Annotated in this window: 23 protein-coding genes and 1 riboswitch; of the genes, 12 read left to right on the forward strand and 11 right to left on the reverse strand. The window is 72.5% G+C overall.

The genetic code is table 11. From position 1 onward, the window contains the following. Positions 1-3: 3 nt before the first annotated feature. The 3 genes from ACNJ93_RS31690 to ACNJ93_RS31700 form a co-directional block, all read right to left on the reverse strand. A complete protein-coding gene (locus ACNJ93_RS31690) occupies positions 4-408 on the reverse strand; it encodes a cyclic nucleotide-binding domain-containing protein (protein ID WP_418960904.1) in 405 nt (134 codons plus the stop codon). Between the two features lie 91 nt (positions 409-499). Next, positions 500-1,927, reverse strand: a complete 1,428-nt coding sequence (locus tag ACNJ93_RS31695) for an MBL fold metallo-hydrolase RNA specificity domain-containing protein (RefSeq protein WP_418960905.1) — start codon at positions 1,925-1,927, stop codon at positions 500-502. Between the two features lie 228 nt (positions 1,928-2,155). After that, a complete protein-coding gene (locus ACNJ93_RS31700; protein WP_418960906.1) occupies positions 2,156-2,779 on the reverse strand; it encodes a CBS domain-containing protein in 624 nt (207 codons plus the stop codon). A gap of 570 nt (positions 2,780-3,349) precedes the next feature. On the opposite strand from ACNJ93_RS31700, the gene ACNJ93_RS31705 reads away from it, so the two are divergent. The 4 genes from ACNJ93_RS31705 to ACNJ93_RS31720 are packed head-to-tail and all read left to right on the forward strand — an operon-like array spanning position 3,350 to position 7,342. After that, a complete protein-coding gene (locus tag ACNJ93_RS31705) occupies positions 3,350-4,210 on the forward strand; it encodes a universal stress protein (protein WP_418960907.1) in 861 nt (286 codons plus the stop codon). A 7-nt stretch (positions 4,211-4,217) separates the two neighbouring features. Then, positions 4,218-4,751 carry a cation-transporting P-type ATPase gene (locus tag ACNJ93_RS31710; protein ID WP_418960908.1) on the forward strand — a complete coding sequence of 178 codons (534 nt, stop codon included), beginning with the start codon at positions 4,218-4,220 and terminating at the stop codon, positions 4,749-4,751. After that, a complete protein-coding gene (locus tag ACNJ93_RS31715; protein WP_418960909.1) occupies positions 4,643-5,554 on the forward strand; it encodes an HAD-IC family P-type ATPase in 912 nt (303 codons plus the stop codon). The genes ACNJ93_RS31710 and ACNJ93_RS31715 overlap by 109 nt, the downstream gene beginning before the upstream one ends. Positions 5,555-5,605: 51 nt before the next feature. Continuing rightward, on the forward strand, positions 5,606-7,342 hold the full coding sequence (locus ACNJ93_RS31720) for a GAF domain-containing sensor histidine kinase (protein ID WP_418961594.1): 1,737 nt from the start codon (positions 5,606-5,608) through the stop codon (positions 7,340-7,342). A 1-nt stretch (position 7,343) separates the two neighbouring features. Here ACNJ93_RS31720 and ACNJ93_RS31725 read toward each other — a convergent pair whose 3' ends face one another. The 4 genes from ACNJ93_RS31725 to ACNJ93_RS31740 form a co-directional block, all read right to left on the reverse strand. After that, entirely contained in the window at positions 7,344-8,033 is a 690-nt protein-coding gene (locus tag ACNJ93_RS31725; protein WP_418960910.1) for a response regulator, read from the reverse strand. Between the two features lie 51 nt (positions 8,034-8,084). Continuing rightward, entirely contained in the window at positions 8,085-8,369 is a 285-nt protein-coding gene (locus tag ACNJ93_RS31730; RefSeq protein WP_418960911.1) for a BON domain-containing protein, read from the reverse strand. Positions 8,370-8,559: 190 nt separating this feature from the next. Continuing rightward, entirely contained in the window at positions 8,560-9,105 is a 546-nt protein-coding gene (locus ACNJ93_RS31735; RefSeq protein ID WP_418960912.1) for a flavodoxin domain-containing protein, read from the reverse strand. A gap of 327 nt (positions 9,106-9,432) precedes the next feature. Continuing rightward, a complete protein-coding gene (locus ACNJ93_RS31740; RefSeq protein ID WP_418960913.1) occupies positions 9,433-9,831 on the reverse strand; it encodes a DUF302 domain-containing protein in 399 nt (132 codons plus the stop codon). A 645-nt stretch (positions 9,832-10,476) separates the two neighbouring features. Between ACNJ93_RS31740 and ACNJ93_RS31745 the strand changes: the two genes are divergently transcribed. The 4 genes from ACNJ93_RS31745 (at position 10,477) to ACNJ93_RS31760 (ending at position 13,788) form a co-directional block, all read left to right on the forward strand. Beyond that, positions 10,477-11,865, forward strand: a complete 1,389-nt coding sequence (locus ACNJ93_RS31745) for an MBL fold metallo-hydrolase (protein ID WP_418960914.1) — start codon at positions 10,477-10,479, stop codon at positions 11,863-11,865. 121 nt (positions 11,866-11,986) lie between these two features. Next, on the forward strand, positions 11,987-12,571 hold the full coding sequence (locus ACNJ93_RS31750; protein ID WP_418960915.1) for a rhodanese-like domain-containing protein: 585 nt from the start codon (positions 11,987-11,989) through the stop codon (positions 12,569-12,571). Then, positions 12,568-13,464, forward strand: coding sequence for a sulfite exporter TauE/SafE family protein (locus tag ACNJ93_RS31755; protein ID WP_418960916.1), 897 nt, complete (start codon positions 12,568-12,570; stop codon positions 13,462-13,464). The genes ACNJ93_RS31750 and ACNJ93_RS31755 overlap by 4 nt, the downstream gene beginning before the upstream one ends. 57 nt (positions 13,465-13,521) lie before the next feature. Continuing rightward, entirely contained in the window at positions 13,522-13,788 is a 267-nt protein-coding gene (locus ACNJ93_RS31760; protein ID WP_008741329.1) for a metal-sensitive transcriptional regulator, read from the forward strand. A gap of 541 nt (positions 13,789-14,329) precedes the next feature. Here the strand turns inward: ACNJ93_RS31760 and ACNJ93_RS31765 are convergent. Together ACNJ93_RS31765 and ACNJ93_RS31770 are read right to left on the reverse strand one after the other, a co-directional pair. Further along, the gene (locus ACNJ93_RS31765) at positions 14,330-15,853 is read right to left on the reverse strand and encodes an aldehyde dehydrogenase family protein (protein WP_418960917.1); all 1,524 of its coding nucleotides are present in this window, start codon (positions 15,851-15,853) and stop codon (positions 14,330-14,332) included. Positions 15,854-15,899: 46 nt separating this feature from the next. Continuing rightward, the gene (locus ACNJ93_RS31770; protein ID WP_418960918.1) at positions 15,900-17,195 is read right to left on the reverse strand and encodes a GAF domain-containing protein; all 1,296 of its coding nucleotides are present in this window, start codon (positions 17,193-17,195) and stop codon (positions 15,900-15,902) included. Between the two features lie 179 nt (positions 17,196-17,374). Continuing rightward, a riboswitch (ZMP/ZTP riboswitch) is annotated at positions 17,375-17,466 on the forward strand. 25 nt (positions 17,467-17,491) lie between these two features. Here ACNJ93_RS31770 and ACNJ93_RS31775 point away from each other — a divergent pair. Both ACNJ93_RS31775 and ACNJ93_RS31780 read left to right on the forward strand, forming a co-directional pair. After that, positions 17,492-18,343, forward strand: coding sequence for a bifunctional 5,10-methylenetetrahydrofolate dehydrogenase/5,10-methenyltetrahydrofolate cyclohydrolase (locus tag ACNJ93_RS31775; RefSeq protein WP_418960919.1), 852 nt, complete (start codon positions 17,492-17,494; stop codon positions 18,341-18,343). Between the two features lie 215 nt (positions 18,344-18,558). Continuing rightward, positions 18,559-19,317, forward strand: coding sequence for a hypothetical protein (locus tag ACNJ93_RS31780; RefSeq protein ID WP_418960920.1), 759 nt, complete (start codon positions 18,559-18,561; stop codon positions 19,315-19,317). Between the two features lie 203 nt (positions 19,318-19,520). Here ACNJ93_RS31780 and ACNJ93_RS31785 read toward each other — a convergent pair whose 3' ends face one another. Together ACNJ93_RS31785 and ACNJ93_RS31790 are read right to left on the reverse strand one after the other, a co-directional pair. Next, positions 19,521-20,966 (reverse strand): SWF or SNF family helicase, encoded by a 1,446-nt coding sequence (locus ACNJ93_RS31785; protein ID WP_418960921.1) that lies wholly within the window; start codon positions 20,964-20,966, stop codon positions 19,521-19,523. Between the two features lie 86 nt (positions 20,967-21,052). Next, the gene (locus ACNJ93_RS31790; RefSeq protein WP_418960922.1) at positions 21,053-23,968 is read right to left on the reverse strand and encodes a DEAD/DEAH box helicase; all 2,916 of its coding nucleotides are present in this window, start codon (positions 23,966-23,968) and stop codon (positions 21,053-21,055) included. A 293-nt stretch (positions 23,969-24,261) separates the two neighbouring features. On the opposite strand from ACNJ93_RS31790, the gene ACNJ93_RS31795 reads away from it, so the two are divergent. Together ACNJ93_RS31795 and ACNJ93_RS31800 are read left to right on the forward strand one after the other, a co-directional pair. Continuing rightward, on the forward strand, positions 24,262-25,338 hold the full coding sequence (locus ACNJ93_RS31795; RefSeq protein ID WP_418960923.1) for a fatty acid desaturase family protein: 1,077 nt from the start codon (positions 24,262-24,264) through the stop codon (positions 25,336-25,338). A gap of 29 nt (positions 25,339-25,367) precedes the next feature. Beyond that, positions 25,368-25,550: a hypothetical protein gene (locus tag ACNJ93_RS31800; protein WP_418960924.1), complete on the forward strand. Its 183-nt coding sequence runs from the start codon at positions 25,368-25,370 to the stop codon at positions 25,548-25,550. Positions 25,551-25,561 lie beyond the last annotated feature (11 nt).

Below are 25,561 nucleotides of genomic sequence, written 5' to 3' on the forward strand. Positions count from 1 at the left end.
TCCTTACTTGAGGAGTCGGCGTGCCAGTGCTGCCGCAACGGCCGCGGATACCGCCTCGCCGACGGAGGTGTCCTGTGCGCAGAGCTCCCTGACGGCCTGCCCGTCGAACTCGAGGGCGTGTACCTCGGTGGTCGTCGTGGCGTCGAATCGCCAGTGGTGAGGAGGGGCCATCCAGGAACAGCCGAGGAGGTCGCCGGCGACGAGGGTGTCGATGAGAGCGGTGCTGCTCCCGGGAAGACGCCTGTTCAGGGTGACCCGCCCGGACTCGATGATCCAGAAGCGGTCGGCGTGCTGCCGCTCCCGGAAGATGCGCGTGTCCGCGGGGAACCGGACCGGACGGGCCTGCCGCAGGAGCTGGTCCCGCGCCTCCGGAGAGAGTTCGCTCAGCAGCATCCACATGGTGCTCATGATGTGCCTCCAGCCCTCTCCCCAGGCTTCCGCGCGGCGGGCGCCACGGGGAGGGCCGCGCAGGTCCCACCTGGGGGCCGAAGGGCCCCCGTCAGCGGACCAGGACGGCCTCCCCGGAGCGGGGCACGACGGCAGTCCAGCCCAGTTCGTGGTCGATGCGGTCGCGCAGTGCCTCGGAAGCGGCCGGTTCGCCGTGGACGAGGTAGGTGGTGTGCGGGGGAGGGGCGGCGCGCAGCCAGTCGATGATCTGTCCGGCGTCGGCATGGGCCGAGAAGTGGGGGACGTCGGCGACCTCGGCCCGTACGGGTACGTACTCGCCGAACATCTTGAGCGTCCGGGCACCGTCCACGAGGTCCCGCGCCCGGGTGCCGGCCGCGGCGAAGCCGACCACGACGACCGCGTTGCGCGGGTCGGGGAGCAGCCGGTGCAGGTGGTGCAGGACACGGCCGCCGGTCGCCATGCCGGCCGAGGAGACGATGACGGCGGGCCCGTGGACCTCGTTGATCTCGATGGACTCCTGGACGGTCCGGGCGGCGAGGAACGGCTCCGGGCTCAGTGCGGCACTTCCCTCGGCGAGGATCTCCGGCCGCAGCTCGGGGGAGCCCTCGCGTACGGCGTCCCGGTAGACGTCGAGGGCGGCCAGGGCCATGGGGCTGTCCACGTACACGGGCACCGAGCGGGGCAGCACACCGGTCTCGCGCAGCAGGGTCAGTTCGTGCAGGACGACCTCGGTGCGGTCGATCGCGAAGGCGGGGATGACGACGGTGCCGCTCCGGGCGAGGGTCCGGGCGATCACGGCGGCGAACCCCGAGCGGGCGGATTCCTGGTCGTGGCGACGGTCGCCGTACGTGGACTCCATCAGCAGCACGTCGGCACCGGAGAACGGCTCGGGCGGAAGCAGAAGGGGGTGCCCGGGCCGACCCAGGTCCCCGGACACTGCCAGGGTGTGGCCGTCCTCCAGCGTCAGGCGGGCCCACGCCGACCCCAGGATGTGCCCGCCGTGGTGCAGCGTCAGCCGTGTGCCGGCCATGATCTCCACGTCCTCACCGACCGGGACCGGGTCGAGGAACGCCAGGGTCTTCTCCACATCGGAGTCGTCGTAGAGAGGCTTGGCCGGGCGGTGCTTGGACCAGCCGTGCTCGTCGGCGTGCCGGGCGGCCTCCATCTGGAGGCGGGCGCTGTCGCGCAGCACGATGCCGGCGAGCCGGGCGGTGTGGGCGCTGGTCAGGATCGGTCCCCGGAAGCCCTGCCGGACCAGGCGCGGCAGATAACCACAGTGGTCCAGGTGGGCATGGGTGACGACCACGGCGTCGACGTCCGCGGCGTCGCGGGCGAACCGTTCCCAGTTGCGCCGCCGCAAGGTCGCGAAACCCTGGAAGAGACCGCAGTCGAGGAGGATCCGCGCATGGTCGCTCTCGACCAGGAACTTGCTTCCGGTGACCGTCCCCACACCGCCCAGGAAACTGAGCAGCGCGGGCCGCAGAGCGGTGGGAGCGGCGTTCGGGGCTGCCTCGGACATGGTCAGCCCTCCTTCGGAGTGGACCGGTCTCCACCCTCCCATTCGGACCTGCCCGGTCCGGAGGTCCGAGAGGGCCCCTTTGGGGGCCGATCGGCTCATGTGCCGGCGAAGGGCTCTGCGGAGCCTGCCAGACGAGGACCGCAAGCCGTGACGGCGTCTTCGATCAGCGACGTCACGAGTGGTCGGGTCAGGGCGGTGGCAGACACGGTTCGTCCTGTCTGCGGTGACTCACCAAGAGGTGTCGTGGCGAGTCCGGGTGGGGTAGGTGAAAGGTGTGTCGTCTTCGTGGAAGGAGAGCCGGTCCACGACGGCGACGACGCCGTCCACGCGCTCGGCGAGTCCGACGAGCGTCAGGGCCTGACTCCGCCGCCGGAGGCGGCCGCCCAGCGTCACCACGCCGTCGAGTACGTGCACGTCCACCGCGTCCGCGGCCAGCTCCATGACATCTGAGAGGACGTCCTCACGGATGCGGCGCCGTATCTCCGCATCCGGGCGGAGGTAGACACAGAGCAGATCGCGGCGGGTCACGATGCCCACCAGTCGTTCTTCTTCGTCGACGACGGGAAGGCGCTCGACTCCGCGGCGCACCATCAGCCGTGCCGCGTCCGCAACGGTCTCCTCGGCGTGCACGGTGACGGCCGGCGTTGTCATCAGGTCCCGCACGGTCGGCTCGTGGCGGGCAAGGAGGTCGCTCTCGGAGACGACTCCGACGACATGGTCGTCGTCGTCCACGACGGGGACCCCGCTGATGTCGTGCTCGGCGAGCATCTTGGCCACTTCCCTGAACGACGTCGCAGGGACGGCGGAGAGCACGTTGTCGGTCATCAGACCGCCGACCTTGATCTGCTTCATCACCGCGCCTCCCGTTCGAGGGTCCGGACGGTGCTTCCTACGTCACCACCATCCGACGCGGGGGCGGGGCCTGCGAGGGCCGAACGGTCCACCCTCAGGACCGAACGGGCTCGTCAATGCGGGGCTCGCGTCCCGCCCGGCCGAGGGCGGGGACCATCGGTCCCGTCATTGCCCCCAGCGGCCCTCCAACCTCCCGCGTCCAGTTGCCAGAGTGGCGGGAGGCCTCTCGGCCCCTGGGAGGAGAAGCCATGAACGGAACCACAGCCCGTTCCGGCCTCGCAGGGTCGTCGTCGGTGTGGACGGATCACCGTCCGCAGACGCGGCGGCGATGTGGGCGGCGGAGGCGGCGCTGCGGGGCAGCGACCGTGCAGGCCGACGGCCAGAAGAGCCACTGCGTTCCCGGAGCTCTCGTCGACGCGTCGCACCACCCGACCTTCTGGTCGTCGGCGGTCGACGATCGCCCGGCCACCTCGCACCGACGCTCGGCCGGATCACGCTGACCCTGCTGCAGCACGCCTACCGCCCCGTGAAGCTCATCCCTCGGCCAGGACCCGGACATGGGAGCACGTCATGACCAGCACCACGGATCGCGGCAGCATCGTCGTCGGTATCGACCCGATCAAGAACTGGCACATGGCCCTTGCCTGGGCCGCGGACGAGGCTCACCTGCGAGAACGTGGACTGCGCCTGGTGGTCGCAGTACCACCGCAGCACGACACCCGACACGTCGACGACACCCCCCGCCACCTTGCACAGCGGCAGGCGGGAACAGAAGCTCTGCATGCAGCGCTCGCCTGGGCGAAAGCCCGGCAGCCGGGTGTCGAGGCTGTTGCCTCCCTTCTCGACGGGTTCCCGGCGGGGGTCCTGGCCGGACTGTCACACGACGCAGGCATGATCGTGCTGGGATCCCGGCACCTCAGCCGCACCGAGGAGTACCTGAGCGCCGGTTCCCTGGTCGTCCCGGTCACCGCGAAAGCGGACTGCCCAGTGGTCGTCGTAGGCGACGCCGAACACGTCACACAGGAGATGCCCTACCTCGTGGTCGGCGTCGACGGCAGCGAATCCTCCCGAGCAGCCCTGGCCTGGGCCTTTGAGGAAGCCGACCTCCGGCGCTGCGCACTGCGCGCCATCGCCGTCTGGCAGCCCCCCGTCTTCTCCCTGCACAGCTCCGACACGCTGTTCCACGCCGAGCGGCGGCTGCTCTCGGAAGCCACTGCGGGCTGGGCGGAGAAGTATCCCGACGTCCGGCTCACCCACGAGGTTCCCATCGGCTCCCCCGTAGAGAAGCTCGCGGACGCAGCCGAGCACGCCATGGCCCTGGTCGTCGGGCGTCGAGGCCGCGGCGGATACACCGGGATGCGCGTCGGCTCCGTCGTCCACGGGCTGCTGCACCGGGCCCACTGTCCGGTGGTCACCGTCCCTGCCAGGTGAGCGCGCCATGACGGCGTCGGCTCCGCACCGGGCCCCTGCGCCGGGGCGGGAGACAACGGGACTCACCCAGGAGGAAGCCGCCCGACGGCTCGCCGACACAGGTTCCAACGAGGTGGCCGCGAGAAAGCCCGTACCGCTCCGCAAGCGGGTTCTGGCCCAACTGACGGACCCGCTGATCATGGTGCTCCTCGGGGCCGTCGTGCTGACCCTCGCGATCGGTGACCATCCTGACGCGATCGTCATCGGGCTGGTCGTACTCGTGAACACGACCGTGGGGGTGGCGCAGGAGATCCGTGCCGACAACGCTGTCGCCGCGCTCTCTGCCCTCACGGCCCCGCACGCGCGCGTGCGGCGCGACGGCACGGTTTGCGACCCGTCGCCCTTCTGGGCGACGGCGGGGAGACGGAAGGCCACGTCGTCACGGGGGCGGACGTGGCCGCAGGCCGCGTTGCCGACCTCACCTCGGTGCGGGTCTTCGCCCGCACGGACCCCCAGCAGAAGCTGGACATCGTGGAGGCGTGGCGGTCCAGGGGAGCCGTGACCGCCATGACTGGCGACGGCGTCAACGACGGCCCCGCCCTGCATCGGGCCGACATCGGCGTCGCCATGGGCGCGCGCGGTACGGAGGTCGCACGGCAGGCAGCCGACCTCGTCCTCACCGACGACGAGCTCTCGACGGTCGTGGCGGCCGTCGACGAGGGACGGCGCGTCTACGACAACATCCGCCGCTTCCTCGTCTACGGCATGGCCGGCGGCGCGGCCGAGATCCTCGTCATGCTGATCGGCCCCCTGCTCGGGCTGCCTCTGCCTCTGCGAGCGGGCCAGATCCTGTGGATCAACCTCCTGACGCACGGCCTCACCGGCGTCGCCATGGGCGCGGAACCAGCCTCCCCGGGAGCGATGCGGCGGCCGCCACGCCCGCCGGACCAGCACATCCTCGGCGGAGGCGCCTGGCAGCGCCTGCTCGTCCTGGCCGCTGTCGTCACAGCAGCCTCTCTCGGCGCGGGACTCGGTGCTCAGGCGCTGGACCTGGCTTGGCAGAGCGTTCTCTTCCTCGCCCTCCTGGCCGCGCAGCTGGGCGTTGTCCTGGGACTCCGCGCCCGGCTGTTCACCCGCAAGAACCCATTCCTTCCCCTGTCCGTCCTCGCCTCCGCCCTGCTGGCCGGGGCAGCGCTCTACGTGCCCTTCCTGAGCTCGGTCCTGGAGACCGAACCGCTCGGCTGGGCGGGCATCGGGATCGCCGTGGCCGGCGCCCCCGCGGGGTTCCTTGCCGCGCGAATCGTCCGCACCGCCTTCCGTGGGACACACCCGGCTGGAGCGTCGGGGACACGGGAACTACCGTGAAGAAGTGCCCGTCAGACGAGGACCATGCGCCCGGCGTGGCCGGAGGTGATGATGGAGCACGAGCGGCCGGTGCCGGCGGACAGCAAACTTCCACGGTTGAGACTCGACGAGCTGCTCGACGAGCTCCAGGCGCGCATCGACGAGGTGAGGGGCACCAGGGACCGTCTCAACGGGCTCCTCGAAGCCGTCATGTCCGTAGGCAGGGAACTCGACCTGCCTCAGGTACTCAGGAGCATCGTGGAGGCGGCCGTCACCCTCGTGGACGCCGAATACGGCGCTCTGGGCGTCATCGGGGACGACAGGAAGCTCTCGGAGTTCGTCCCCATCGGTATCGGGGACGACCTGCGGGCGCAGATCGGCGATCTGCCCTCCGGGCACGGACTGCTCGGCGAGCTGATCCGCAACCCCGAGCCGCTGCGGCTTACCGAGTTGTCCGAGCATCCCGCCTCGTACGGATTCCCGCCCCACCACCCGCCGATGCGTACCTTCCTCGGCGTGCCCATCCGGGTCCGCGAGGAGGCCTTCGGCAACCTCTACCTCACCGAGAAGCGGGGAGGGGCCGACTTCGACGCCGAGGACGAGGCCGTCGTGACCACGCTGGCCGTCGCGGCCGGCATCGCCATCGAGAACGCCCGCCTGTACGAGGAAGGCCGCCTCCGGCAGCGGTGGCTTGCCGCGAGCTCCGACCTGACCAGCGCCCTCCTGTCCGGCGTGGAGGAGACCGAGGTCCTCGACGGGATGCTGGAGCAGGCCGTCGACATCGCGGGCGCCGACATGGGGGTCTTCTACCTGGTGGGGGACGACGGCGAGCTGCGGGGCTCGCTCGCCCGGGGCGACGGGGCCCACGTGCACGCAGGTGTCGTCCTGCCGAGCAGCGAGGGAACTCTGGCCGCCGCCGCCCTCACACAGAAGGACGGCCTGGTCACGGTGGCGGACGTCGAGAACGAGCCGCGCATCACCGTCCAGCCCGAACGGTGGAAGGGGCTCGGACCGGCGGTAGCCGTCACGGTCGGCACCAAGGAGCGGCTGAGCGGGGTGCTGATCCTTGCGCGGCGCCATGGGCGGTCTCCGTTCACAGGGGCGGAGATCACTGCTCTTCCTGGATTCGCGGGGCAGGCGGCACTCGCGCTCGAGCTGGCCGACCGCCGCCGTGACGCCGAGCAGGTGAGCCTCCTGGAGGACCGCGACCAGATCGCCCGTGACCTGCACGATCTGGCGATTCAGCGCCTGTTCGCCACGGGGATGACGCTGCAGAGCGCCCGGCGGTTCGTCGAGCACCCGGAGGCCGTGGACCGGCTGGGACGGGCGATCGACGATCTGGACGCCACCATCAAGATCATCCGATCGACCATCTTCGGGCTCCGTGAGCACGACACCCCCGGTACCGCCCCGAAGCTGAGGAGCCGGGTGGCCAAGGCGGTGGACGAGGCCGCGACCACGCTCGGATTCGCTCCCGCCCTGCGCATGGAGGGCCTCCTCGACACGGACGTTCCCTCTGAGGCGGCCGAACAGGTGATCGTGGTCATCGGTGAAGCCCTCACCAACGTGGCCCGGCACGCGCGGGCCCGCCGCGCCGAGGTGTCGGTCGTTGCCGACGAGGGCGTGCTGGCGGTGACGGTGAGCGACGACGGCGTGGGCATACCGCAGGGCGGCAGGCGCAGTGGGCTGCGGAACCTGGCCGAACGGGCCGAGCGGCTGGGCGGCACCCTGTCGGTCCGCGGGCGGGCGGAGCGCGACAGCGGCACGGTGCTCGAGTGGCGGATCCCGCTGCCGACCGAGCGCGACTGAGCTACGCCTCCTCGGCGGCGTCGTGCTCGTGGGCCTGCGCGGCGATGACGGCGGCCTGTACCCGGCGTTCCACGCCCAGCTTGCCGAGCAGCCGTGAGATGTGGTTCTTGACGGTCTTCTCGGACAGATAGAGCTGCTTGGCGATCTGCCGATTGGTCAGCCCCTCGCCGATCAGATCGAGTACGGACCGCTCTCGCTCGGACAACACCGCGAGCCGCTCGTCCTCCGGCGGCTTGGCTTCCTCCGGGTCCCGGAGCGAGTGCATCAGCCGGGCGGTGGTGGCGGGATCGAGCATCGACTGCCCGGCGGCCACGGTCCGCACCGCCGATACGAGGTCCGACCCGTTGATCTGCTTGAGGACGTATCCGGCCGCACCGGCCATGATCGCGTCCAGGAGGGCGTCCTCGTCGTCGAACGACGTCAGCATCAGGCAGGCCAGCTCGGGCATCCGGGAGCGCAGTTCCCGGCACACGGAGATGCCGTTGCCGTCGGGCAGCCGTACGTCGAGCACCGCCACGTCGGGCCGCAGGGCCGGACCCCTGGCCAGCGCCTGCTCCGCCGTCGCCGCCTCGCCGACCACCTCCATGTCCGGCTCGTCATCGATCAGGTCATGAAGGCCCCGGCGGACGACCTCGTGATCGTCGACGAGGAAGACCCGCGTGGGTGCGGAGGCTGCCGGCAGATCGGTCATGGCTACCCCTGTGGTCGGTCGGGTGGGTACCGCCCCCCCAAGGATTGTCCGTCATGGAGCGGCTCGAGGGGCACCGAGATCCATCCGGACGTCGTCGACGCCCTCCACGGCCCGCACGGCGCGGGCGACCAGCGGCACCGTCGGCCGGTCGGCGAGCGGCCCGCGGATCTTGGCGACACCGTCCGCGACCGTCACATCCAGTCCCACGGTGGTGGCCGGCTCGCCGAGGACGGAGCGGCGGATGTCCTGCTCGATCTCGGCGTCCGTACGGAGGAATACCTTCAGCAGATCGCTCCGGCTGACCACGCCCTCCAGCATGCCGACGTCGTTGACCACGGGCAGAGAGCCGGATGGCCCCCTCGGGGCCCTCTTCGGCCCATGCGAGGCGAGAGGAGCCCGCCTTGGTTCCCGCGGTGCGGACGACGTCGAACCAGGATGTGCGCGGACCTGAGCTTCGCCCACCGGCCACTGTCGCCTGTGGGCCTTGGTACCCCCACGCTTGCCGGTGGCGTTCCGGGCGGATCAGTCAAGCGACCTGGAGGGCTGCACCCCACGCCCTTGCGCGATCCCGTTCGCCCGTGCGTAGCGGCCCTTCTGTGCCCTCGATGATGAATCCCTCCGGTTCTGCGACGAGTTCGTAGCCATGGCTGCGCAGGCGACGAGCGATGCCGCTGGCGGCGGCGCCGGCCAGGCGCATGTCCGCCCTGGTGTCGAAGGCCGCGGCAGCATGGGTGCCGGTGTGGGCCTTCGGGAGCGTGTCGTGGAACCAGTCCCGGACACCAGGCCCCTCGGCGCCTTCCTCGGGGGTGAAGGGACGCTCCCCCTCCTCGGCCTCTTGCTTCTCGGCCTTCAGCCCCATCTTCCGGCTCATCCCGGTGGTCATGCCCCGTATATGGGTCGGCCCGCCGACGACCAGCAGATCGGTGGGGCCTATGCGCTCTGGCAAGGCGTCGACCACTGCCACGCACTCGACCTCGGCGTCCGGGTGTGCTTCCTTCACGCCCTCCCCGATGGCGTCAGCGATCTCGCGCGTGTTGCCGAACAGACTCTCGTACACGATCACAGCACGCATCACGACTCATCTCCTCAAGTGCTTCCTTCTCTGCTCTCCGCTGCCGCTTCGATCGCCCGCAGCGCTCCGCGCAGCACTATGCCGACGCCCGGGGAAACCAGCGTCCAGTAGTTGACGGGCGGTCCGTGCCTCCATCGTCGCGCCGGATCCCACCGGGATCCAGTTCGTCCTGGCCCCACCGGAAAGGCGCGAGGCTGGAGAACCTCGCCCTCGTGCCCGGTGGACACGGGGGTTCAGCACCGGCCGGGTCGGGAAGGGGGAGGTGGCCGCACCCGGGCGACGCCCTCGGCTTCGGGCGGAGGTCGCCCCTGCATGCGTCCCGAGGGTTCACCCACCGCCCTCGGCGAGGGTGGCGAGTGCGGCGTCGAGGCGGCGTGCCGCCTCGTCCGCGACGGGGGCCATGGCGTCGACGCCGGTGAGCGTGACCATGGCGGAAGGGTCGATCGCCTGCACGATCACCTGGTCGCCGTCGGTGCGGACCACAACATTGCAGGGCAGCAGCAGCCCGATCGAGCGGTCGGCGTCCAGCGCCTGACGGGCGAGTGGGGGGTTGCACGCCCCGAGGATCAGGTAGGGCTGCATCTCGTGGCCGAGTTTCGCCTTGAGCGTGGCCTGGACGTCGATCTCCGTCAGGATGCCGAAGCCCTGGTCGGCAAGGGCGCGGCGGACGGCCTCCACAGTCTCGTCGAAGGTGCCCGTCGGCTTGACGGTGCGGCCGTACGGCATGGTCTCCACCTCACTGTTCCGATGATGGCCTCGTCGGCACGTGACCGATCCCGCTCGGCGTGCTGCTGAAGGTCGGTCGGGGTTCTCTGTGGCTGGCTCCGCGGTGCCGGCTGACTTCGGCCTCCCGGGACCGGTGTGCGAGTCCGTCCGCCATGGCGCGGGGCCGCGCCGTGCGGCGTCTATGACGTCGCGCTGGTGCTCGGGTCAGTTCCGCTCGGCCGTGTCGGTGGCGGTCTGCCTGCCCACCTCGTCCAGTCAGCTCGACGGTCGGCATGAGTTCCACTCTCCTCCATATACCCGGTGGGGTATATGGAGGTTCAACCGGCCCAAGGGTGGGTTTGTTCCACGCTTCAGCGATCCTTTGGCTGAAAATACCCAGGGGGGTATTTGACAGCCGTGACGGGAGGCGCTTACCGTCGAAGATGTCATACCCAGGGGGGTATCGGGAGGTGAACCCGGCTCGTGTCTCGTGAAGGCGGGACTCGGGACTGGACGGCACTGCTCGCCCGGCGGTGACGGGGCCCTCTCCGGGGTCGGTCCGACCTGGCCTGCTCGCGCGCCCGCCCCTTCGGGGAGCGGGTCACCTTTTGACCTCTCGGATACCCCCCCGGGTATCTCGATCCATCGCTCTTACGGAGGTTTTCCGTGTTCTTCGCCCAGTACTATCTCGACTGCCTCTCCCAGGCGTCGTACATGATCGCCGACGAGACCACTGGCAAGGCGGTGGTCGTCGACCCCCGCCGGGACGTCTCGGAGTACCTGGCGGACGCCGAGGCCCGCGGGTTCACGGTGGTCGGCGTCATCAACACCCACTTCCACGCGGACTTCGTCGCCGGACACCTCGAGATGGCGGCCGAGACCGGCGCCTGGATCGGCTACGGACGTCGCGCCGAGACGGAGTACCCCATCCGCGAGCTGGCCGACGGGGAGGTCATCGATCTCGGTGACGTCACTCTGGAGATCATGGAGACGCCCGGGCACACCCCGGAGTCGATCAGCGTGCTGGTCTACGAGCGCGGCGAGGACACCGTTCCGTACGGGGTGCTGACCGGCGACGCGCTCTTCATCGGCGACGTGGGCCGCCCCGACCTGCTCGCCTCCATCGGTGTCACCGCCGACGAACTCGGCGCCATGCTGTACGACAGCGTGCACGGCAAGCTGATGGGTCTGCCGGACGAGGTGCGGGTCTTTCCCGCGCACGGTGCCGGGTCCGCCTGCGGCAAGAACCTCTCGACGGAGAAGCAGTCCACCATCGGCGAGCAGCGTGCCACCAACTATGCCTGCGCGCCCATGACGCAGGACGAGTTCGTGGCCATCGTGACCGCCGGCCAGTCCGCCGCTCCCGGCTACTTCGTCTACGACGCGATCCTTAACCGCAGCGAGCGCCCGCTGTTCGATCCGGCCGCCGCATCGAGGCCGCTGAGTGTCGAGGACTTCACCGGCCTCCGCGCCTCCGGTGCCGTTGTCGTCGATGCCCGTGACCCGCAGGAGTTCGCCGCCGGATACCTGTGCGGCGCAGTGAACGTCCCGGCCGACGGTCGGTTCGCCGAGCAGGCCGGCACGGTCCTGCCCACGGGCACCGACCTGCTGGTCGTCGCCCCGCAGAACCGCGAGGAGGAGATCGTCACACGCCTGGCCCGGATCGGCTTCGACCGTGTGGCCGGCTACCTGCGCTCTCCCGAGGACGCCCTGACCGCGCTGGCGGAGGAGGTCACTCCGGCCAGCCGCCTGACCGCCGCGCAGGTCCGTGCCGCCCTGTCGGGCGAGAACCCGCCGGTCGTCATCGACGTCCGCAACTGCGGCGAGCGCGGCGAGCACGGCTTCATCGACGGCGCTCTGCACATCGCGCTGGGCGAGCTGCCCAGCCGCCTCGACGAGATCCCGCGCGACCGGCCCCTGATCCTGCACTGCGCGGGCGGCCACCGCTCCTCGATCGCCGCGAGCCTGCTGCGCCACCACGGCTTCACCGACGTCTCCGACATCCTCGGCGGCTACGCCGCCTGGGCCCTGTCGGACACCCCCGCAGCCGCCTGATCCGGCGGGCCGGCGCCCCAACGCCCTGACCGGCCCCGCGCGGTGGTGCCGCCCCCATCCGCCCCTGCGTATACCCCTCCCCGTACTTCATGCGGGTCACCCTCACCATGACGGAGTTTTCATGCCCATCGACGCCTCCCGCGCCGCCGGCCTCACCCCTGCCTCCCTCCAGCAGCTGCTCAAGGACGGCAGCGGACCGCGTCTGCTGGACGTGCGGACCCCGGGCGAGTTCCGAACGGTCCACATCCCCGGTTCCTACAACGTCCCGCTGGACACGCTGCGCGAGCACCGCGCCGAACTCCTCACCCACCTCGACGAGGACGTCGTCCTCGTCTGCCGCTCCGGCGCCCGCGCCGCCCAGGCAGAACGGGCCCTCACCGAGGCCGGCCTGCCCAATCTGCGCGTCCTGGACGGCGGCATGATGGCCTGGGAGGCCGCCGGTGCCCCGGTCAATCGGGGCGAGGCCCGCTGGGACCTGGAGCGCCAGGTCCGCCTGGTCGCCGGATCGATCGTGCTCGTCGCCGGCGTCGTGGGCGTGTTCGTGCCCGGGGTGCACCTGATCGGGACCGCGATCGGCGCGGGGCTGACGTTCGCCGCGCTCAGTAACACCTGTGCCATGGGCATGATGCTGTCCAAGCTGCCCTACAATCGCGGCCCGCGCACCGACGTCCGTACCCTGGTCGCCTCCCTGCGGGAACGCTCGTGATCACGCTCATCCTCGCGGTATCCGTCCTGATCGGCGTCAGCCTGGGCATCCTTGGCGGCGGTGGATCCATCCTGACCGTACCGATCCTGGTCTATCTCGCGGGCATGGACACCAAGGAGGCCATCGCCACCTCGCTGTTCGTCGTCGGCGTGACCAGCGTGGTCGGGCTCGTCCCGCACGCCCGTGCCGGCCGGGTGCGGTGGCGCACCGGTCTGATCTTCGGCTCGGTCAGCATGGTCGGCGCGTACGGCGGAGGACGCCTCGCCGCGTACGTCCCTGAGACCGTCCTGCTCGTCGCGTTCGCCCTGATGATGCTGGCCACCGCCGCCGCCATGCTCCGCAAGTCCCGCCGGCCGAAGCCGGTCAAGCCGGCCCACACGGAACTGCCCGTCAAGCACGTGATGGTCGAGGGCCTCGTCGTCGGCGCGGTGACCGGTCTGGTCGGCTCGGGCGGCGGATTCCTCGTCGTCCCCGCCCTCGCCCTGATCGGCGGACTGCCCATGAGCGTTGCCGTCGGCACCTCGCTCCTGGTCATCACGATGAAGTCGTTCTCCGGACTCGCCGGTCACCTCGACGGAGTCCAGATCGACTGGGGCCTGGCCCTGGCCGTGACCGCCGCAGCCGTCGTCGGCAGCCTCATCGGCAGCCGCTTCGCCGGACGCATCCCCCAGGACGCCCTGCGCAAGGCGTTCGGCTGGTTCGTCGTCGTCATGGGCGTCGTCGTCCTCAGTCGGCAACTGCCCCTGGCGAACTGGGCCGGCCCGCTCACCTGGACCGGCATCGGCCTCGCGGTCGCGATCGTCGCGACCTGGAGTGCAGTGCGGGCTCACCGTCCACGCCCAGACGCGGACGCGCCCCGGGTAGGCTCCCGGGAATCGACCGCACACACCTAGTGTTATACCCCGAGGGGTATCCTTGGGATTTGACCGTCGGTGAGAAGGAGGAACCCGGTGAAGGTGGAAGAAGAGGCGGCGACCGCGGTCCTCAACCGGCTGCGCCGCGCCCAGGGCCAGCTCGCGGGCGTCATCGCCATGATCGAAGCCGGCCGCGACTGCAAGGACGTCGTGACCCAGCTCGCGGCAGTCTCTCGCGCCCTCGACCGGGCCGGCTTCAAGATCGTGGCCAGCGGCATGCGTCAGTGCCTCGCCGAGAGCGAGGAAGGCGCACCCCCCATGACCGAGCAGGAGCTGGAGAAACTCTTCCTCACGCTCGCGTGACACACGACGGCGGCAGGCGGACATCCGCCGGCCGCCGTCGCTTCACGCCCGGGCGGACACGTGCGCGCCGGCTTCCGCCGTCGCGGAGGCGGCTGGGGGGCTGATCTTCCCAGCGGTCAGGTGTGTGTGGTCGCTGGTGAGCAGGGTGAAGGACTCCCGGAACCCGAACAGCCGGCCGGGCCGCACGCCGCAGGCCCTTCGTCCTGCCGGCCACTGCCTTCACCCTCTCCGCCTTCGCCATGTACTCCGTCATCATCGAGCCCTTACCGCTCCTCGAAAGGTGCGGCGCGAGCCCGACCGCCGCCGCGTGGGCCAGGGCAGGGCTCTTCCAGTACTACGCCAAGTTCCTGGACGGTCCGCAGGAGCATTCCAACCGGCTCATCGAGGAGTCGATGCAGGAGTGGAGCCGGCGCAGCGAGGACAGCAGCCCCACGGCGAGGACAGCAGCCCCAAGGGCTGAGCCGCAATCTGGCCCGTGTATGGCCGCGAACTGCTGGTCAGGACTGACGAAACCCCAGGTCAGGCGCCTTCTTTCATGCCGCTAGAAGAATCCGAGCCTCTTCGGCGAGTAGCTGACCAGCAGATTCTTCGTCTGCTGGTAGTGGTCCAGCATCATCTTGTGGGTCTCGCGGCCGATGCCGGACTGCTTGTAGCCGCCGAAGGCGGCGTGGGCCGGGTACGCGTGGTAGCAGTTGGTCCAGACGCGGCCCGCCTGGATGGCGCGGCCGGCGCGGTAGGCGGTGTTGAGGTCGCGGGTCCAGACGCCCGCGCCGAGGCCGTAGAGCGTGTCGTTGGCCGTCGCGATCGCGTCGTCGAAGTCGGTGAACGACGTCGCCGCGACGACCGGGCCGAAGATCTCCTCCTGGAAGACCCGCATCCGGTTGTCGCCCTCGAAGATCGTCGGCTGGACGTAGTAGCCGCCGGCCAGCTCGCCGTCGTACTCGATGCGCTGACCGCCCGTCAGGATCTTGGCGCCCTCCTGCTGGCCGATGTCCAGGTACGAGAGGATCTTCTGCAACTGGTCGTTCGAGGCCTGGGCGCCGATCATCGTGTCGGTGTCCAGCGGGTGGCCCGGGAGGATCTTCTCCGTACGGGCGACCGCCGCCTCCAGGAACTCGCCGTAGTGGCCGCGCTGGATCAGCGCGCGGGACGGACAGGTGCAGACCTCGCCCTGGTTGAGGGCGAACATCGTGAAGCCCTCCAGCGCCTTGTCGCGGAAGTCGTCGTCCGCGGCCGACACGTCGTCGAAGAAGATGTTCGGCGACTTGCCGCCCAGCTCCAGCGTGACCGGCTTGATGTTCTCGGAGGCGTATTGCATGATCAGCCGCCCCGTCGTCGTCTCGCCCGTGAACGCGATCTTCGCGACCCGAGGGCTGGACGCCAGGGGCTTGCCCGCCTCCGCGCCGAAGCCGTTGACGATGTTGACGACGCCCGGCGGCAGCAGGTCGCCGATGAGGCTCATCAGGTAGTGCACCGACGCCGGCGTCTGCTCGGCGGGCTTGAGGACCACCGCGTTGCCCGCCGCCAGGGCCGGGGCCAGCTTCCAGACCGCCATCAGGATCGGGAAGTTCCACGGGATGATCTGCGCGACGACGCCCAGCGGCTCGTGGAAGTGGTACGCCACCGTGTCGTCGTCGACCTCGCTGAGCGCGCCCTCCTGGGCGCGCAGCGCGCCGGCGAAGTAGCGGAAGTGGTCGATCGCCAGCGGGATGTCGGCCGCCAGCGTCTCGCGCACCGGCTTGCCGTTCTCCCAGCTCTCCGCCACCGCCAGTTCCGTCAGACGGGACTCCATCCGGTCCGCGATGCGGAGCAGGACGTTCGCGCGCTCCGTCGGCGCCGTCCGCCCCCACGCCGGGGCCGCCGCGTGCGCGGCGTCGAGGGCGCGTTCGACGTCCTCGGCCGTGCCGCGGGCGACCTCGGTGAAGGGCCTGCCGTCGACCGGGCTCGGGTTCTCGAAGTACCGGCCCCGGGCCGGGGCGACGTACTCGCCGCCGATCCAGTGGTCGTAGCGCGGCCGGTACGCCATGAGCGCGCCGTCGGTGCCGGGTGCGGCGAAACGGGTCATCTGCGAAAGCCTCCCTCGGACCGCGCCGGCCGTCCCTGGCCGGCGCTCACCGCCGAGTGTCCGGCCCCGGACGTTGCAAGACCGTTGCGCCCGCGGACAGTTCCGCGTCCAGTGCCCGCAGCCGCGCCAGCACCGGCGCCCGCTGCGCCGCCGGCACCACGGCCGCGAGGGCCCGCCACAGCTCCACGTCGTCCTCGCCCCACGCGCTGTACGTCCAGTCGGCGAGCAGCGCCGGGTCCGCCCGGTCCACCAGCGCCGCCCGCAGCCGGTCCGCGAGCCGCTCCCGCAGCCGTACGACCCCGGGAGCCCGCGAACCCGGCAACAGCGGGCCCGCGTACGCGCCGAGCGCCGCCGCCACCGAGCCCGAGGCGAGCCGCCGGTCCACCGCGGCGAAGTCCGCGTCCACGGCGGAGGCGAGCCGGTACGGGCGCGAGCGCAGCACCTCCGGTCCGAGCAGGCCCCGCAGCCGCGACAGCTCTGCGCGCAGCGTCACCGGGGTCACCGACTCGTCCTCGTAGAGCTGCACCAGCAGTTCGTCGCCGGTCACGCCCTCGGGGCGGTGGGCCAGGACCACCAGGATCTCGCTGTGCCGGCGGCTCAGCCGTACGCCGCGGCCGCCGATCCGCAGCAGCGCCTCGTCCCGGCCGAGCGCCGTCAGCCGCGGCCGGTCGGCGGGCACGGCCGGGGTCCGCAGCGCCAGGTGGGCCTCGACCGCCCGCGCCACCGCCTGCACGAACCCCAGGCTGTGCGGATGCGCGAGACCGTCGCCGCCGGTGATGTCCACCGCGCCGAGCAGCCGGCCGGTGTGCGGATCGTGGACCGGCGCGGCCGCGCACGTCCACGCCTGCACCCGACGCCGGAAATGCTCGGCGGCACAGACCTGCACGGGGCGGTCCACCGCGATCGCCGTGCCCGGCGCGTTCGTCCCGGCCGCCGACTCCGACCAGCGCGCGCCCGCCACGAAGTTCATCCCGCCCGCCTTGCGCAGGGTTCCCGGGTGCCCCTCCACCCACAGCATCCGGCCCGACGCGTCGCAGACCGCGAGCAGGTGCTCGCCATCGCGGGCGTACGCGCCCATCAGCTCCCGGACCACCGGCATCGCCGCCGCCAGCGGATGCCCCTCCCGGTAGGCGACCAGATCGTCGTCCGCCAGCTCCACGCACGCCGCGCCGTCCGGGCTGACCCGGGCCCGCGCCGAACGCCGCCAGGACGCGGCGACCAGCTCGCGCACCGTCGGCCGGCTCAGGGCGCTGCCCGAGGTGAACGCCTCGTGCGCCCGTCGCACCGCGCCGGGGTCCCGCACACCGGAGGCGCCGGCACCCGTCGTCCCGCACTCGTCCACGTCGGCCTCCCGCCGAGGTCGTCCCTTGGCCCGCGACCCGCGCGCGGTCCTGCCCGAAGCCCCGCGCGGGCTCGTGCCCGTAGCCCCGTGCGCGTCATGGTGGTGCCGCGGCCGTCCGCCGACAAGCGTGCGCGCACCGCCCTGGCCGGACCGGCTCCCCGAGCGGTCACGTAGAGTGGTGCCCGGGCCGTGACTGGCGCTTGGGTGGATCACCACCGGGGAGCGGCCCGGGCGGATCTCCGCCCGACTGCCGCGCGCCTGGGCGACTTCCCACCGTCGAAGCCCAGGAGCAGCCCATGTCCACCAGCACCGCCACCCTCATGGACGGCACCGCCCTCGCCCGCCGCACGGTCGAGGAGACCGCCGCCCGCGCCGCCGAACTCACCCGTCGCACCGGCGTCACACCCTGCCTCGCCACCGTGCTCGTCGGCGAGGACCCGGCCTCCGTCACGTACGTGAAGATGAAGCAGAACCGCTGCGCCAAGGCCGGAATCCGCTCCCGGCACGTCGAACTCCCCGCCGCCACCACCACCGAGGAGCTCGTCGCCACCATCGGCGCGCTCTCCGCCGACCCCGAGGTGCACGGCATCCTGCTCCAGCACCCCGTCGGCCCGCACATCGACGAGCGCGCCGCCTTCGAGGCGATCGCCCCGGAGAAGGACGTCGACGGCGTCACCATGGCCTCCTTCGCCGCGATGGGCTTCGGACTGCCGGGCTTCGTCTCCTGCACCCCCGGCGGCATCATGCGCCTCCTCGACGCGTACGAGGTCGGGCTCACGGGCAAGCGCGCGGTCGTGGTCGGCCGCAGCGCCATCCTCGGCAAGCCCGCCGGACTGCTGCTCCTCGGCCGCGACGCCACCGTCACCTACTGCCACTCGCGCACCACCGACCTCTCGTCGATCGTCCGGGAGGCCGACATCCTCGTGGCCGCCGTCGGCAAGCCGCGCTTCATCAAGGGCGAGGACATCAAGCCGGGCGCCGTCGTCATCGACGCCGGCTACAACCCGGGCAACGTCGGCGACGTCGACTTCGCACCGGCCGCCGAGCGCGCCTCCCTGATCACGCCCGTCCCGGGCGGCGTCGGCCCCATGACGATCGCGGTGCTCCTCGCGCAGACCGTGGAGGCGGCCGAGCGCCATGTGGTGTGAGTCCGCACGCACGGCAAAGGGTCAGGCCGCGCCGCTGTGGCCGGATCACGACGGTGCGACACGCCGGGGCGACAGGCCCGCACGGAACCGACGGGCCTGTCTCCAGGGGTGTTTCGGGTGGATTCGCACCCTCGAATGTCACGATTCCGTACGTCCGCGGCCGTAACCGCCGACCCGGTCTCGCGGGACGACGGGCCACCGGTCACCCTGGTGCAATGGCTGAGCGACCCATTGCCCCCGGTCCGCACCGCCGCCTGATGCCCGGGCCGCTGGTGCTGATCATGGTTGCCGCGCTCGTCGCCGCCGCCGTCGTGGCGGCCCGGGACACGTTCCGAGCCGAGGACGTACGCGACGACGCCCGGCGCAGCGCCCCCACGGCACCCGACGGGCCGACCGGCGGGACCGACGGCGCCGGCCGCCACGGCACCCCCAGCTCCGGGGCCTCCGCGGCCGGCGGCGACCCGGCACGGCTGGCCTCCCGTCAGGTCATGCCGAAGGGGGAACCGCGCGCCCGGCGCAAGCCCCCCGCGAAGCCCACCCCCTCGGCCACCCCCACGGCGCCCCGCGGGCGCTCCGCCCCGACTCCGAAGCCGTCCGGGACGCCGGCCCGCCCGAGCGGCGGCGAGCCCGTCCCGTACGAGCGGCTGCGCGTCGGCGAGTGCTTCGACGTCAACCGCGACGACCCCGGCACCCCGTACCGCCGCCGCTGCGCGAGCCCGCACGACGCCGAGGCCGTCGCCCGGCTCCGGCTCTCGGGGCTGTTCCGGACCGACGACGAGATCCGGCTGCGGGCGGCGGAGCTGTGCCGCGCGCCGCTGCGCGCCAAGGCCGCCGCGCAGCCGTCGGGCACGTACTGGACGACGTACGTCCAGTACCCGTACCGCACGGGCTACCTGCTCGGCTCCGACACGGTCGTGTGCAGCCTCGCCGTGCTCTCCGAGTCGGGCGGCAAGCTCCACGCACCGCTGCAGTGACGGCCGGCGGGGCCCGGACCCCGGCCCCGACCCCAGGCCGGACCCGGGCTCGACCCCGGCCGGACCCTGGCCGGGTCCCAGGCCGACCCCGGCCCCGGACCCCAGACTCCGGACCGGACCCTGGCCTGGACCCCGGCCCCGACCCCAGGCCGCGCCCCGGACCGGACCCCGGCCAGGACGTCGGCCCCGGCCGCAGCCGCTGGTCAGTCCGTCTCCACCGGCTGCTCGTTCGCGCCCTCCAGCGCCGACGCGGGGTCCGCGGCCGGCTGGCCCGCCGGGGTCCACTGCGCCCCGGCGCGGCGGAACGGCCACCAGCGGCCGTCCTCGCCCGCCCGCAGCTGAACGTCCGCGCCGACCACCGTCCAACGGCCGGGCCCGGCGGCGCGCAGCACCGGCCGGTCCGCCGGCTCCCAGGCGTCGTCGAGCGCCGCCTTCGCGCGCGCCAGGACCTCCGGGGACGCCGGCGGGGCCCCGTCGAGCACGGCCAGGGCCGCCGCGCCGCCGAGCCGCCACGCCTCGGCCGCAGCCGCCAGCCCCGTACGACCGCGACCCGTACCCGCGCCGAGCCGGGCCGCGACCTCCGGAGCCGGACCGGCCGCCGCCAGCCGCACCGCGTCCTCGTCGACCGTCGGCGCAGGCTCCAAGGCAGCCCGGACGTGGTCCGCCGCCAGGGCGTCGGCCAGCAGCCGCCGCGCCCGCGCCGCCGCGCCCGCGGCCAGGAACTCCAGCGCCGCCGGGTCGAGGCCCGGCGCCGGCTCGGTCTCCGTGTCCAGCGACTGCGCGGCGCCGGGCGCGTCGGGCAGCGGCGGGGGAGCGGGCAGCGGCGGCAGGATGTCCCCCGTCGCGTACGCCTCCGCCGCCGGCACGCCGGCCGGCCGCGCCGGCTCCCGTACCGGCTCGGCCCGCGCGACGCTCCGCGCCTGCAGGTCGTCCAGCAGCCGCCGTTCGCCCCGGCCCCGCATCAGGAGCAGCACGAACGGATCCTGGTCGAGCAGCCGGGCCACCTGGTGGCACAGCGCCGCCGTGTGCGCGCAGTGGTCCCACGCGCCGCACGTGCACTCCGGCTCCAGATCGCCGATGTCCGGCAGCAGTTCGAGCCCGAGCCCGGCCGCGTCCTCCACCAGATGCGGCGGCATGTCGCGGTCGAGGAGTGCCGCGATGTGGCCCGCGCTGTCCGCGGCCATGTCCAGGAACCGGTCCCACTCCTCGTCGCTCAGCTCCCGCAGCAGCACGTCGCCGCGGTACGCGCTGCCGTCGTGGTCCCGCACGACCGCGGTGATTCGTCCGGGACGGACCGACACCGCGCCCACGGCGCCCTTGCGGGCCGCCTGCCGGCCCCGCTTCACCTGCCGGCCGTCGAGCGCCGTGTCCTCCAGCGCCTGCAGCCAGGCGCGGCCCCACCAGGTCTGCGCGAAACCGCGGCCGCCGACGGGCGGCAGCGCGGCGAAGGTCCGCTCCTCGGAGCCGGTCGCCCGGGCGCCGGCGCCGTGGGCGTCCGCGTGGCCGTGCTCGTGGTCCTGCTCGTCGTCGGTCCCGTAGGCGTCCAGCGTGTCGTCCCCGTCCTCGTCGTCGTGCCCGTATGCCTGGCCACTCGCGTATGCGCGGTCATCCGCGTACGCATCGCCGTCCACGTATGCGTCCCCGTCCACGTATGCGTCCCCGTTCCCGTAAGCGCCGGCGTGCGCGTATGCGTCGGCGTGCGCGTATGCCTCCGCGTGGACCCGTGCCCGTCCGCTCATCGCTCGCCCCCGCGCAGCTCCACCAGCTCCGCCAGCTCCGCGTCGGACAGTTCGGTGAGCGCCGCCTCGCCGGAGCCGAGGACCGCGTCCGCGAGCTCCCGCTTGCGCAGCAGCATCTCGGCGATCCGGTCCTCGACCGTGCCCTCCGCGATCAGCCGGTGCACCTGGACCGGCTGCGTCTGGCCGATCCGGTACGCCCGGTCCGTGGCCTGCGCCTCGACGGCGGGGTTCCACCAGCGGTCGTAGTGCACGACGTGCTCGGCGCGGGTGAGGTTCAGGCCCGTCCCCGCCGCCTTCAACGACAGCAGGAACACGGGGACTTCACCGTCCTGGAAGCGCCGCACCATCGCCTCGCGCTCCGCGACCGGCGTGCCGCCGTGCAGGAACTGCGACGGTACGCCCCGGTCGGCGAGGTGCCGCTCCAGCAGCCGCGCCATCTGCACGTACTGCGTGAAGACGAGCACGCTCGCCTCCTCGGCCACGATCGTGTCCAGCAGTTCGTCGAGGAGTTCGAGCTTCCCCGAGCGTCCCGCGATGCGCGGCCGGTCCTCCTTCAGGTACTGGGCCGGGTGATTGCAGATCTGCTTCAGGGCAGTGAGCAGTTTGACCACGAGGCCGCGCCGCTCCATCCCGTCGGCCTCGGCGATGGCGGCGAGCGTCTCGCGCACCACCGCCTCGTACAGGCCCGCCTGTTCGGCGGTGAGCGACACCGCGCGGTCGGTCTCGGTCTTCGGCGGCAGCTCGGGCGCGATGCCCGGGTCGGACTTGCGGCGCCGGAGCAGGAACGGCCGTACCAGCGCCGACAGTCGTGCGGCCGCCGCCGGGTCCCGGCGGCCCTCGACGGCCTGCGCGTAGCGGCTGCGGAAGGTCCCGAGGCGGCCGAGGAGGCCCGGGGTCGTCCAGTCGAGGATCGCCCACAGCTCGGACAGGTTGTTCTCGACGGGGGTGCCGGACAGCGCGACGCGGGCCTTCGCGTCGATGGTCCGCAGTTCCTTCGCCGTCGCCGAGTACGGGTTCTTCACGTGCTGCGCCTCGTCGGCGACGACCATGCCCCAGTGCACGGCGGCCAGCCGGGGCGCGTCGAGGCGCATGGTGCCGTACGTGGTGAGGACGAACTCGCCGTCCGTCAGGCCCTCCAGGGAGCGGGCCGGGCCGTGGAAGCGGCGGACGGGGGTGCCCGGCGCGAACTTCTCGATCTCGCGCTGCCAGTTGCCCATCAGGGACGTCGGGCACACGACGAGCGTCGGGCCCGCGGAGGTTTCGTCCGTCTGCCGGTGCAGATGGAGCGCGATGAGGGTGATGGTCTTGCCCAGGCCCATGTCGTCGGCGAGGCAGCCGCCGAGGCCCAGCGAGGTCATGCGGTGCAGCCAGTTGAGGCCGCGGAGCTGGTAGTCGCGGAGGGTGGCGGCGAGCGCCGCGGGCTGGGCGACGTCCTGCGTGCCGCCCTCCGGGTCGGCGATGCGGTCGCGAAGCGCGGCGAGCCCGCCGGACGCGGCGACCTCGACCTGTCGGCCGTCCACCTCGACGCTCCCGGTGAGGGCGACGCCGAGCGCATCGACCGGGGTCAGCTTGCGGTCGCGGGAGTCGCGGGCGCGGCGGACCTCCTCGGGGTCGATGAGGACCCACTGGTCGCGCAGCCGGACCAGCGGGCGGCCGGCCTCGGCGATCCGGTCGAGTTCGGCGCGGTCGAGCGGCTGGTCGCCTACGGCGAAACGCCAGTCGAAGGCGAGCAGGGCGTCGGCGGAGAGGAACGACGGAAGGCCGTCTCCCCAGGTGTCGTCGTCGCCGGATCCGTCCGGCGGGCCGACGACGGCGCGGGCGGTGAGGCGCTGCGCGAGGTCACGCGGCCAGTGGATCGGGACGCCCGCGGCGGCGAGGTGGCCCGCGGCAGGGCCGAGCAGTTCGGCGAGTTCGTCGTCGGCCAGTTCGAGGGCGTCCGGGACGGCCGCCGACAGCAGCGGCGTCAGGGGCGCCCAGGCACGCGCGGCGCGGCGCAGGGCGAGCAGGGCGTCCATCCGGGCCCGCGGCCCGAAGGCCGTCACGGTGGTCCCGGCTGCGCCGGACCACACGTCGGCGGCGTCGGCGAGCAGCGTCGGGTCGGCGGCGCTGTGCATCTGGAGCACGGCGCGGAAGCGTGGCGTCGCGGCTTCCGGTTCCCGCTCGCCCTCGGTCAGGCCGTGGACCTCGATGCGCAGGGAGAGCCGTACGCCGGCGTCGTGGCCGGCGGCGACGTCCGTGGCCCAGGCGCGCTGCTCGGGGACGGTCTGCGGCGCCACGGCCGCGAACGCCGGGCCGCCCGCGGCGATTTCGGCGGCCGGCGTCCGCGGGAGGTCGTCGGCGACCGCGTCGAGGAAGGCGCGCAGCAACTGCTCGGGCTCCGGCAGCAGCGGCTCCGGCCCGTCGGCGTCCAGCGGGACGGCGTGGGCGGCCGGCGGCATCGAGGCGGCGAGCGTCCGTACGAGGTCGAACTCCCCGGGCCCGAGCGGCCCGACGCGCCAGGAGTCCCGGTCCGTCTCGGTCAGTCCGGGCAGTAGCAGACCCCGGGCGACGAGGTGGAGGGCGAGCAGGGCGGCCGAGCCCCAGAAGGCGGTGGCGGGCGAGGCGCCGGGGGCGAGCCTCGCGCGGGTCAGCACCGGCAGCGCCTCGCGCACCGGCAGGAACAGCGCCGGGACGGTGTGGCGGCGCAGGTCCGCCCGTACGACGACGAGTTCTTCGCTTCCCTCCGACGCGCCGAGCGGCTCGTCGGGCGACCAGAAGGCGATCCGTCCGGTACGGGCCGGGTCGCCCGGCAGGAAGACGGCGGAGCAGCGGGCGAGGCGGCCCGGGTCGGCGGAGCGGGGGGAGCCGGGGGAGCCGGGGGTGAGCGGGGTGGCGGGGGCGGTCGGGGCGGCGAGCGGTGCGGGGCGCTGCACGGTGAAGACGCACTCCTCAAATTTGACTAATGTGCGAGCGGCCGAGAGTACAGGAAACCCTCCTCGTGTGCTGGCGTCCCGGCTGTGAGGTGCGTCACTACATCGGTAGTCGAGCGGGCGGGGGTGGGGACAGCCCCACCCCGCGCCCCGTGCCAACCCCCTGAGGAGCCGGGGGATCCCGCCCCGGGGATCCGGGGGATGCCGCCATGGCCGGAGACGATCACCGATCCGTAGGTTTCAAGGGCCGGCAGCGACAAAGACACAGCATCCCCTCACGGAGACCGGAGACCGCCATGCCCCAGGCCACCGCAACGCTCACGGCCCCCGCCCGACCGCCCGCCCCCCGCCGCGGTTCCGGCGGCGGCAGCGAGTTCGCGCCCCTGCTGCGCACCATCAAGGAGCAGGGCCTGCTGGAGGGACGGCCCGGCTGGTACGCCCGCGGGATCGCCGTCAACCTGCTCGGCCTGGCCGCGGTCGTCGCCGGCCTCGTCCTCCTCGGCCCCACGTGGTGGGCGCTGCCGCTCGCGGTGCCGCTCGCCCTGCTCTCCGCCCGCGCGGCGTTCGTCGCCCACGACGCCGGGCACGCACAGATCAGTGCCGACCGGCGCCATAACCGTCTGATCCAGCGGCTGTACGCGAACGTCCTGCTCGGCATGAGCCAGGAGTGGTGGAACGACAAGCACAACCGGCACCACGCCAACCCCAACCACCTCGACAAGGACCCCGACGTCGCCCCCGACATCCTGGTCTTCGCCGCGCACCAGGCGGAGGGCCGCTCCGGTTGGCGCGGCTGGCTCACCCGCCACCAGGCCTGGCTGTTCTTCCCGCTGACCACCCTGGAGGGCATCGCCCTCAAGGTGTACGGCTTCCAGGCGCTCTTCGCCGCCGACGGCCCCTACCGGAACCGGCGCGACCGGCTCGTCGAGGGCGCTCTGCTGTCCGCGCACGTCCTCGGGTACGTCGCCCTGCTGCTGACCGTGCTCACCCCGGCCCAGGCGCTGGTGTTCGCCCTGATCCACCAGATGCTGCTCGGACTGCACCTCGGTCTCGCCTTCGCGCCCAACCACAAGGGCATGGAGACGCCCGACGCGGACGGCGAGTCCTGGGGCCACCTGCGCCGCCAGGTCCTCACCTCCCGCAACATCCGGGGCGGAGCCGTCACCGACTGGTTCCTCGGCGGACTGAACTACCAGATCGAGCACCACCTCTTCCCGAGCATGCCGCGCCCGCACCTGCGGCTCGCCCAGCCCGCCGTGCGCGCACACTGCCGCGCACTGGGTATCAGGTACACGGAGACCGGATTCGTCGACTCCTACCGGCAGGCCCTCGGGCACCTGCACGACGTCGGCGAGCCGCTGCGGAGCGCCTGACTCCGCAGCCCGCGAAGGAGGCGTCGGACATGTCGACCAGGACCAAGATCGTCATCGGGGGAGTGGCCGTCGGCCTCCTCCTCTGGCCCCTCATCGGATTCTGGCTGTCGCTGCTCGTGGTCGTCGGCGTCCCCACGCTGGCGTACTTCACCCTCGACCCCGAGCAGCGCCGCCGGCTCCGGCGCACCTCCCGCAGGGAGATCGGCCGCTGAGGAGCTCCGCC

This window comes from Streptomyces tritici, from assembly GCF_048500665.1.
GTDB classification, from domain to species: Bacteria; Actinomycetota; Actinomycetes; order Streptomycetales; family Streptomycetaceae; genus Streptomyces; species Streptomyces tritici.

Coding starts and splice junctions, on each gene's coding strand:
- ACNJ93_RS31800 (WP_418960924.1), top strand. CDS start 25,368: ATGTCGACCAGGACCAAGATCGTCATCGGGGGAGTGGCCGTCGGCCTC.
- ACNJ93_RS31695 (WP_418960905.1), bottom strand. CDS start 1,927: ATGTCCGAGGCAGCCCCGAACGCCGCTCCCACCGCTCTGCGGCCCGCG.
- ACNJ93_RS31705 (WP_418960907.1), top strand. CDS start 3,350: ATGACCAGCACCACGGATCGCGGCAGCATCGTCGTCGGTATCGACCCG.
- ACNJ93_RS31750 (WP_418960915.1), top strand. CDS start 11,987: ATGCCCATCGACGCCTCCCGCGCCGCCGGCCTCACCCCTGCCTCCCTC.
- ACNJ93_RS31775 (WP_418960919.1), top strand. CDS start 17,492: ATGTCCACCAGCACCGCCACCCTCATGGACGGCACCGCCCTCGCCCGC.
- ACNJ93_RS31795 (WP_418960923.1), top strand. CDS start 24,262: ATGCCCCAGGCCACCGCAACGCTCACGGCCCCCGCCCGACCGCCCGCC.
- ACNJ93_RS31725 (WP_418960910.1), bottom strand. CDS start 8,033: ATGACCGATCTGCCGGCAGCCTCCGCACCCACGCGGGTCTTCCTCGTC.
- ACNJ93_RS31765 (WP_418960917.1), bottom strand. CDS start 15,853: ATGACCCGTTTCGCCGCACCCGGCACCGACGGCGCGCTCATGGCGTAC.
- ACNJ93_RS31700 (WP_418960906.1), bottom strand. CDS start 2,779: ATGAAGCAGATCAAGGTCGGCGGTCTGATGACCGACAACGTGCTCTCC.
- ACNJ93_RS31710 (WP_418960908.1), top strand. CDS start 4,218: ATGACGGCGTCGGCTCCGCACCGGGCCCCTGCGCCGGGGCGGGAGACA.
- ACNJ93_RS31735 (WP_418960912.1), bottom strand. CDS start 9,105: ATGCGTGCTGTGATCGTGTACGAGAGTCTGTTCGGCAACACGCGCGAG.
- ACNJ93_RS31720 (WP_418961594.1), top strand. CDS start 5,606: ATGGAGCACGAGCGGCCGGTGCCGGCGGACAGCAAACTTCCACGGTTG.
- ACNJ93_RS31740 (WP_418960913.1), bottom strand. CDS start 9,831: ATGCCGTACGGCCGCACCGTCAAGCCGACGGGCACCTTCGACGAGACT.
- ACNJ93_RS31780 (WP_418960920.1), top strand. CDS start 18,559: ATGGCTGAGCGACCCATTGCCCCCGGTCCGCACCGCCGCCTGATGCCC.
- ACNJ93_RS31690 (WP_418960904.1), bottom strand. CDS start 408: ATGAGCACCATGTGGATGCTGCTGAGCGAACTCTCTCCGGAGGCGCGG.